General features: G+C 71.9%; 6 protein-coding genes. 1 reads left to right on the top strand and 5 read right to left on the bottom strand.

Going from position 1 to position 7,333, the window contains the following annotated elements:
* Window positions 1–428 precede the first annotated feature (428 nt).
* Complete coding sequence (locus tag IE246_RS21385; RefSeq protein ID WP_189993461.1) at window positions 429–1,007, top strand: hypothetical protein; 579 nt, start codon at window positions 429–431, stop codon at window positions 1,005–1,007.
* Window positions 1,008–1,044: 37 nt separating this feature from the next.
* Here IE246_RS21385 and IE246_RS21380 read toward each other — a convergent pair whose 3' ends face one another.
* From IE246_RS21380 to IE246_RS21360, 5 genes are read right to left on the bottom strand one after another with little or no spacing between them, the layout of a single operon-like run.
* Window positions 1,045–1,488: a DUF1489 family protein gene (locus tag IE246_RS21380; protein WP_189993459.1), complete on the bottom strand. Its 444-nt coding sequence runs from the start codon at window positions 1,486–1,488 to the stop codon at window positions 1,045–1,047.
* Between the two features lie 16 nt (window positions 1,489–1,504).
* Complete coding sequence (locus IE246_RS21375) at window positions 1,505–2,896, bottom strand: SLC13 family permease (RefSeq protein WP_189993457.1); 1,392 nt, start codon at window positions 2,894–2,896, stop codon at window positions 1,505–1,507.
* Entirely contained in the window at window positions 2,893–4,908 is a 2,016-nt protein-coding gene (locus IE246_RS21370; RefSeq protein WP_189993455.1) for an acetyl/propionyl/methylcrotonyl-CoA carboxylase subunit alpha, read from the bottom strand. Before IE246_RS21370 ends, IE246_RS21375 begins: the two co-directional genes overlap by 4 nt.
* Window positions 4,905–5,708, bottom strand: coding sequence for an enoyl-CoA hydratase/isomerase family protein (locus tag IE246_RS21365; protein WP_189993453.1), 804 nt, complete (start codon window positions 5,706–5,708; stop codon window positions 4,905–4,907). Before IE246_RS21365 ends, IE246_RS21370 begins: the two co-directional genes overlap by 4 nt.
* Before the next feature lie 16 nt (window positions 5,709–5,724).
* Entirely contained in the window at window positions 5,725–7,332 is a 1,608-nt protein-coding gene (locus tag IE246_RS21360; RefSeq protein ID WP_189993452.1) for a carboxyl transferase domain-containing protein, read from the bottom strand.
* Window position 7,333: the final 1 nt, after the last annotated feature.

The raw sequence follows: 7,333 nt of genomic DNA, 5'->3' as shown, positions 1-7,333 counted from the left end.
ACCACAGCCACAGCCGAAACCGCAGCCACAGCGCCCTCAGACGCACAGTCAAGATGCACAGACAAGCTCATAAGCCAGGCCCCGAAAGACCCAGCAATGCCCAGCCAAAACCAAAGCCAGACCGCCGCCTGCGCATCCCTTCCTATTCACTTGTCCAAGAGCCGGGAGCCGGAGCTCCACTCTGCGGCGCGAAAGCGGCCGTGGCAGGTTCACTTTGTCCTGCCCGACCCCGTTCTCTGTCCGAGAGACCGGAGAGGGCGTCGCCCTCAGCGGTGAGGCGGTATATAGCCCCCTCTTTTCGGGCGTGCAAGCCCTCGTTTCATAAAATCGACATCCTCCATATGCTGACTTCGATTTCCCCCCATGGCACAATATCTGGCCGTGGCGGTGCCGACCGTCGACGCTTCCAACGAGGATCCGACGCGCCCATGACGCCGATCTCGCCATCGAGCCGCCGCCGGCCCCGCATTTTCGCCGCCCGACGGACCCTTCGCACCGTTTCCCTGACCCTCGCCCTGCCGGTCGCCCTGGCCCTCGCCGGATGCGACGCCAACCTGATGGACGTGTTCAAGAGCAAGGAGACCGTCGGCGGCAGCGACGGCACCCAGGCGGCCGGCCGCAACCCGGACAAGGGGGCGGCACCGGCCAGCACTTTCACGCAGTTCAACGACATCCCGATCCCGGCGGGTTCGGACCTGGACCTCGAGCAGTCGCTGGTGCTCGGCACCGAGGAAGGCTGGATCGGCCGGCTGTCGCTGACCGTGAAGTACGACATGACCGACATGTACTCGTTCTACGAACGGGAGATGCCGAAGTTCAGCTGGGAGCAGCTGACCACCGTGCGCGCGAAGATCTCGACCATGACCTACCGGCGCGGCGCCCGGGTCGCGACCATCACCCTGCAGCCGAACAGCGGGATCGCCGGAATCGGCAGCGGCACCGCGATCGACTTCACCGTGGCGCCGGCCAACCGCACGGTGCTGGACAGCGGCACCGTGCGCCGCTGACCGTCGCCCGGACGGGCGCCGGCGCCGGCAGCCCGCCTCAGATCAGGCCGAGGGCGCGCAGTTCGCGGCGCATCTCCTCGGGCATGTCCGCCGAGTCGTCGGCCGAATGGGCCGGCAGGTCGGCCGGGGCGTCCGCCGCCTCCAGGTAGCGCCAGCCCTGGAACGGCCGGTGGCTGCGCGGCATCACCCGGATCACCTCCGGCTCGAACACCAGCGCACAGCACGGCCGGCCGTTCTCGTCGACCGCCTCCTCGATGGCGTGGAGGCGCTGGCGCGCCCTGATCTCGCGGCGGATCACCCAGTACAGCGAGCCGCCGCCCTCCAGGATCTCGGCGGCCCGCCGCGGGAAGTTGCGGGTCAGGTGACGGGTATGGGGCGGCAGCCCGGCGGCGGTCAGCTCGGCCTGCCGGCGCTTGCGGTACGCCTCCAGCTGCTCGACGGTGTCGATGCCGACGCACAGCTTGATCAGGTGAAGCGTCACCGCCCCCTCCTTCCGGTCACGGCAGCAGCCCCAGCACGCGCCACCACAGGTAATCCAGCGGCAGCAGCAGGACCACGGTCGCCACCGCGGTCACCAGCGCGGTGCCCAGCGCGGCGCGGATCGGGATGTTGCCGAGCTGCAGCAGGACGATCAGCGGCGGCACCTGGTAGGGGAAGAACACCGTCGAGAACCCGACCACGAAGGTCATCAGCACGGTCTCGATCGGCAGCCCCGAGGCGGCCGCCATGTCGCCGGCGATCGGCGTGAGAATCGCCGGTACGCCGGGCATGGTGGACACCGTGCCGAGCCCGGTTCCGAGCAGCGCCAGCGCGAAGAAGCTGCGCCCCGGCGAGTCCGGGTCCAGGTGGATCGCGCCCAGCATGGCCTCGGCGAGCGCCGCCCCGAGCCCGCTGTCGGCCACCAGCGCACCGACCCCGAGGATCCCGGCCACGTAGATCAGCGGGTTCATCGGCACCTTGTCGCGAAACGCCTGCGGCGGCACCAGACCGACCGCCGGCAGCAGGCAGATCAGCCCGGCCCCGAGGCTGATCCAGGCCGGCGAGACATGGTGCACCGAGTCGGTCGCCCACAGGCCGAGCGCGATCGCCAGCAGCACCGCCAGCAGCCGCTCGTCCTTGCTCCAGTACACCGGGGCGGCTTCGTCGGCGGTTCCCGCCGATTCGCTCGGGGTGTCGCGGAACAGCCACCACACCACCACCACCAGCAGAACCGACTTCAGGAAGCCCAGCACCGGGAAATGGATCAGCAGCCAGTCGAAGTAGCGCAGCTGGACGCCATGGAACACCTGGGCCGCGCCCAGCAGCACGTTGTTCGGCACGTTCGCCGGCAGGATCGCGACCGGCCCGAGATAGGAGCCGAAGCCGGTGGCGATCACCAGGCCGGTCCGCCCGCGCGAGCCCTCGCGGTAGCCGAGCCGGTCCGCCAGCGCCATCACGATCGGCAGCAGCAGCACCAGCCGCCCCATGGTCGACGGCATCAGGAACCCGAGCGCCAGGCACACCGTCACCACCCCGGCGACGGTCGCCATGTAGCCGCCCGTGAAGCGCCCGACCAGCGCCCGGGCGATCCGCCGGCCGAGGCCGGTGCGCTCGACCGCGGCGCCGATCACCAACCCGCCGAACACCAGCCAGAACGCCGGGCTGGCGAAGCCGGAGAAGATCACCAGCGGCTTGCCGACATGCAGCACCATGGCGCCGAGGAAGAATCCCAGCGCCGCCAGGTGCTCGGGCACGATCATGGTGGCCCAGCAGCCGATCGACAGGACCACCAGCGCGGCCGCGTGCATCATCATCGGCGAGGCGCCGGCGGGCGGCGGCGTGAACCACAGCGCCAGCGCCGCGACCGCCAGGATCCCGGCGATCAGGGGCGTGCGGTAGCGGGCGGTCATCCGGCGTTCGCCTCCGGCTCCGCTGCGTCGAGCACCACCAGCTCGGCCCCCTCCTCGACCAGGTCGCCCTCGCCAACCGCCAACCGCGCGACCGTGCCGTCGGCCGGCGCCGCCACGCTGTGCTCCATCTTCATGGCTTCCAGCACCAGCAGCACGGCACCACGGGCGACCCGGTCGCCGACCGCCGCGGCGACCCGGATCACCTTGGCCGGCATCGGCGCGGTCAGGCGGCCCTCGGCCCCCTCCTCGGCCTCGCCGGCGGCGAACGGGTCCTCCAGCGCCAGCGGCCACGAACGGCCGGCGAGGAACACCACCCGGCGGTCGCCGTCGGCGACCACGGTGGCAGCCTGCCGCCGGCCGTCGACCGTCAGGTCGAGCCCGCCGTCGCCGTCCAGCACGCCGCGCAGCCGCAGCCGGGCCTCGCCGACCAGCGCCGTCCAGGCCCCGGCCTCGTGGGTCATCCGCACCGTGACGGTGCGGTCGCCGTCGTGGAACACCAGGTCGTGATGGGCGGTGTCGTTGAGCCGCCAGCCGTCGGCCCGGGCCCAGGGCGAATGCGGGTCGCCGCCGCGCGCCGCGGCGGCCTTGGCGGCGGCGTCGAGCGCCAGCATCTCGGCGAGGCCGGCGACCGCCAGCACCGACTCGGGCGCCGATTCGCCGGCCGGCGCCAGCGCCGCGATCTCGCGGCCGACGAAGCCGGTGTCGATCGGCCCGGCCACCACCTCGGGATGCTCGACCAGCCGCTTCAGGAAGCCGGCGTTGGTGGTCACCCCGACCACCTCGGTGCGGCCGAGCGCGGCCGCCAACCGGGCCAGCGCCTCGCGCCGGTCGCGGCCGTGGGCGATCAGCTTGGCGATCATCGGGTCGTAGTGGACGGTCACCGCGCCGCCCTCCTCGACGCCGGAATCGACCCGCACCCCCTCGCCTTCGGGCAGCCGCAGCCGGGTCAGCGGGCCGGTCTGCGGGAAGAAGTCGCGGGCCGGATCCTCGGCGTACAGCCGGACCTCGACCGCGTGGCCGCCGATCCGCAGGTCCTCCTGCCCGAACGGCAAGGGCTCGCCGGCCGCCACCCGGAGCTGCAGGGCGACCAGGTCGAGGCCGGTGATCAGCTCGGTCACCGGGTGCTCGACCTGCAGGCGGGTGTTCATCTCCATGAAGTGGAACGAGCCGGAGGCGTCGAGGATGAACTCGACGGTGCCGGCGCCGACGTAGCCGACCGCCTCGGCCGCCGCGACCGCCGCCCTGCCCATGGCCTCGCGGGTCGCCGGGTCGAGCTCGGGGGCCGGCGCCTCCTCCAGGATCTTCTGGTGCCGGCGCTGGGCCGAGCAGTCGCGCTCGAACAGGTGGACGGTGTTGCCGTGGCGGTCGGCGAACACCTGGACCTCCACGTGGCGCGGTCGCTCCAGGTACTTCTCGACGATCAGCCGGTCGTCGCCGAACGACGCCTTGCCCTCGCGCTTGGCCGAGTCGATGGCCGCCGTCAGCTCCGCCTCGGCGCGCACCACCCGCATGCCCTTGCCGCCGCCGCCGGCCGAGGCCTTCAGCAGCACCGGGAAGCCGATGCTCCGCGCCGCCTCGGCCAGCCGCTCCGGCGCCTGGTCGTCGCCGTGATAGCCGGGCACCAGCGGCACCCCGGCCTTCTCCATCAGCGCCTTGGCGCCGGCCTTCGAGCCCATGGCGTCGATCGCCGAGGCCGGCGGCCCGACGAACACGATGCCGGCGGCCTCGCAGGCCCGCGCGAAGCCGGCGTTCTCCGACAGGAAGCCGTAGCCCGGGTGCACGGCGTCGGCCCCGGCCCGGCGGGCGACGTCGAGGATCACGTCGGCCTTCAGGTAGGACTCGGCGGCGGCCGCCGGCCCGATCGGCCAGGCCTCGTCGCAGGCCCGGACGTGCGGCGCGCCGGCGTCGGCCTCGGAGAACACCGCGACGGTGCGGATACCCATGGCCCGCGCGGTGCGCGCGACCCGGCAGGCGATCTCGCCGCGATTGGCGATCAGAAGAGTGCGAATCACGCGATCCACCCCGGTTTGCGCTTTTCCAAGAATGCCCCCAATCCGTCCTTGGCCTCGTCGCCGGCCCGCTGGCCGGCGATCCGCTGGGCGGTGTCGCGGATCAGCAGGTCGTCGATCTCCCGGAACGCCACGTGGGCGATCAGGTCCTTGGCGGCCCGCACCGCCTTCGGTCCGGCCGCCAGCAGCTCGTCGACCAGGTCGTCGACCGCGGCGTCCAGGCGGCCGGCCGGCACCACCTCGTGCACCAGCCCGATGTCCCGGGCGGCGGCGGCGTCGAACCGCTCGCCGGTCAGGAAATAGCGCCGGGCGTTGCGCGGCCCGATGGCCCGCAGTACGTAGGGGCTGATCGCCCCGGGGATGATCCCGAGCTTGACCTCGCTGAGCGCGAACACCGCCGCCTCCGAGGCGATCGCCATGTCGCAGCAGGCGGTCAGCCCGACCCCGCCGCCCATGGCGGCGCCGTTGACCCGGGCGATCGTCGGCATCGGCATGTCGTCGAGCCGCTTCATCAGCCCGGCGAGCCGCAGGGCGTCCTGGAAGTTCTCGTGGTCGCCCTGCTCGGCCGAGGCCCGCATCCACCCGAGTTCGGCGCCGGCCGAGAACGCCGCCCCGGCGCCGGTCAGCACCAGCGCGCGGATGCCGTCGTCGGCCGCCAACCCCTCGAGCGTGGCGGTCAGGTCGCCGATCAGCGTGCCGTCGAAGGCATTGCGGATCTCCGGCCGGTTGATCGTCAGCCGGACCACGCCGCGGCCGTCCCTGTCGACCGTCAGGGTCTCGGGCCGCTGGATCGCATGCTTCATCGGCATCCCCGCCCCCTCACATCCGGAACACGCCGAACCGGGTCTCGGCGACCGGACGGTTCAGCGCCGCCGACAGCGACAGGGCCAGCACGGTCCGCGTGTCGGCCGGGTCGACGATGCCGTCGTCCCACAGCCGGGCGGTCGCGTAGTACGGGTGGCCCTGGGTCTCGTACTGCTCACGGATCGGCGCCTTGAAAGCCTCCTCCTCGTCGGCCGGCCAGGACTCGCCGCGGGCCTCGATGTTGTCGCGCCGGACCTGGGCCAGGACGTTGGCGGCCTGCTCGCCGCCCATCACCGAGATCCGCGCGGTCGGCCACGTGTACAGCATGCGCGGGCCGTAGGCGCGGCCGCACATGCCGTAGTTGCCGGCCCCGAATGAGCCGCCGACGATCACCGTGAACTTCGGCACCTCGGCGGTCGCCACCGCGGTCACCAGCTTGGCGCCGTCCTTGGCGATGCCGCCGGATTCGTACTTCCGGCCGACCATGAAGCCGGTGATGTTCTGCAGGAACAGCAGCGGGATCCCGCGCTGGGCGCACAGCTCGATGAAATGCGCGCCCTTCAGGGCCGATTCCGAGAACAGGATGCCGTTGTTGGCGACGATCCCGATCGGGTAGCCGTGGATGTGCGCGAAGCCGGTTACCAGCGACGGGCCGTACAGCGGCTTGAACTCGTCGAGCCGGGAATCGTCGACGATCCGGGCGATCACCTCGCGGATCTCGATCGGCTGCCGCAGGTCCGGCGGCATCAACCCGTAGATCTCTTCCGGGTCGTAGCGCGGGGGCGCGGGATCGCGCAGTTCGACGTTCGGGCGCTTCGGCCGGTTCAGATTGCCGACGATGCCGCGCGCCAGGGACAGTGCATGGTGATCGTTCTGGGCCATGTGGTCGGTCACGCCGGAGGTCCGGGAATGCACCTCGGCGCCGCCCAGATCCTCGGCCGACACCACCTCGCCGGTGGCCGCCTTCACCAGCGGCGGGCCGCCCAGGAAGATCGTGCCCTGGCCCTTCACGATGATGCTCTCGTCGGCCATCGCCGGAACGTAGGCGCCGCCGGCCGTGCAGCTGCCCATCACCACGGCGATCTGGGGGATCCGCTCCGACGACATGCGCGCCTGGTTGAAGAAGATCCGGCCGAAATGGTCGCGGTCGGGAAACACCTCGTCCTGGTTCGGCAGGTTGGCGCCGCCGGAATCGACCAGGTAGACGCAGGGCAGGTTGTTCTCGCGGGCGATGTCCTGGGCCCGCAGGTGCTTCTTCACGGTCAGCGGAAAATAGGTACCGCCCTTCACGGTGGCGTCGTTGCAAACCACCACGCACTCGCGGCCGGCGATCCGGCCGATGCCGGTGATGACCCCGGCCGACGGCACCTCGCCGCCATACATGCCGTGGGCCGCGAGCTGGCTGAACTCAAGGAACGGCGCGCCGGGGTCGAGCAGCGTGCGGACCCGGTCGCGCGGCAGCAGCTTGCCGCGCGCCAGATGCCGCTCGCGCGCCCGCTCGCCGCCGCCGTCCTTCACGGCCCGGACCTTGTCGCGCAGGTCGTCGACCACGCCTCGGGTGCGCTCGGCGTTCGCGCGGAAGACGTCCGACCGGGTGTCCAGCCGGGAATCGATGACGCTCATG

It is taken from the genome of Thalassobaculum fulvum, from assembly GCF_014652915.1.
GTDB classification, from domain to species: Bacteria; Pseudomonadota; Alphaproteobacteria; order Thalassobaculales; family Thalassobaculaceae; genus Thalassobaculum_A; species Thalassobaculum_A fulvum.
Note: the sequence above shows the minus strand (reverse complement) of the source record. Positions and strands in the feature narration are given on the sequence as shown.

Coding starts and splice junctions, on each gene's coding strand:
- IE246_RS21385 (WP_189993461.1), top strand. CDS start 429: ATGACGCCGATCTCGCCATCGAGCCGCCGCCGGCCCCGCATTTTCGCC.
- IE246_RS21375 (WP_189993457.1), bottom strand. CDS start 2,896: ATGACCGCCCGCTACCGCACGCCCCTGATCGCCGGGATCCTGGCGGTC.
- IE246_RS21365 (WP_189993453.1), bottom strand. CDS start 5,708: ATGAAGCATGCGATCCAGCGGCCCGAGACCCTGACGGTCGACAGGGAC.
- IE246_RS21360 (WP_189993452.1), bottom strand. CDS start 7,332: ATGAGCGTCATCGATTCCCGGCTGGACACCCGGTCGGACGTCTTCCGC.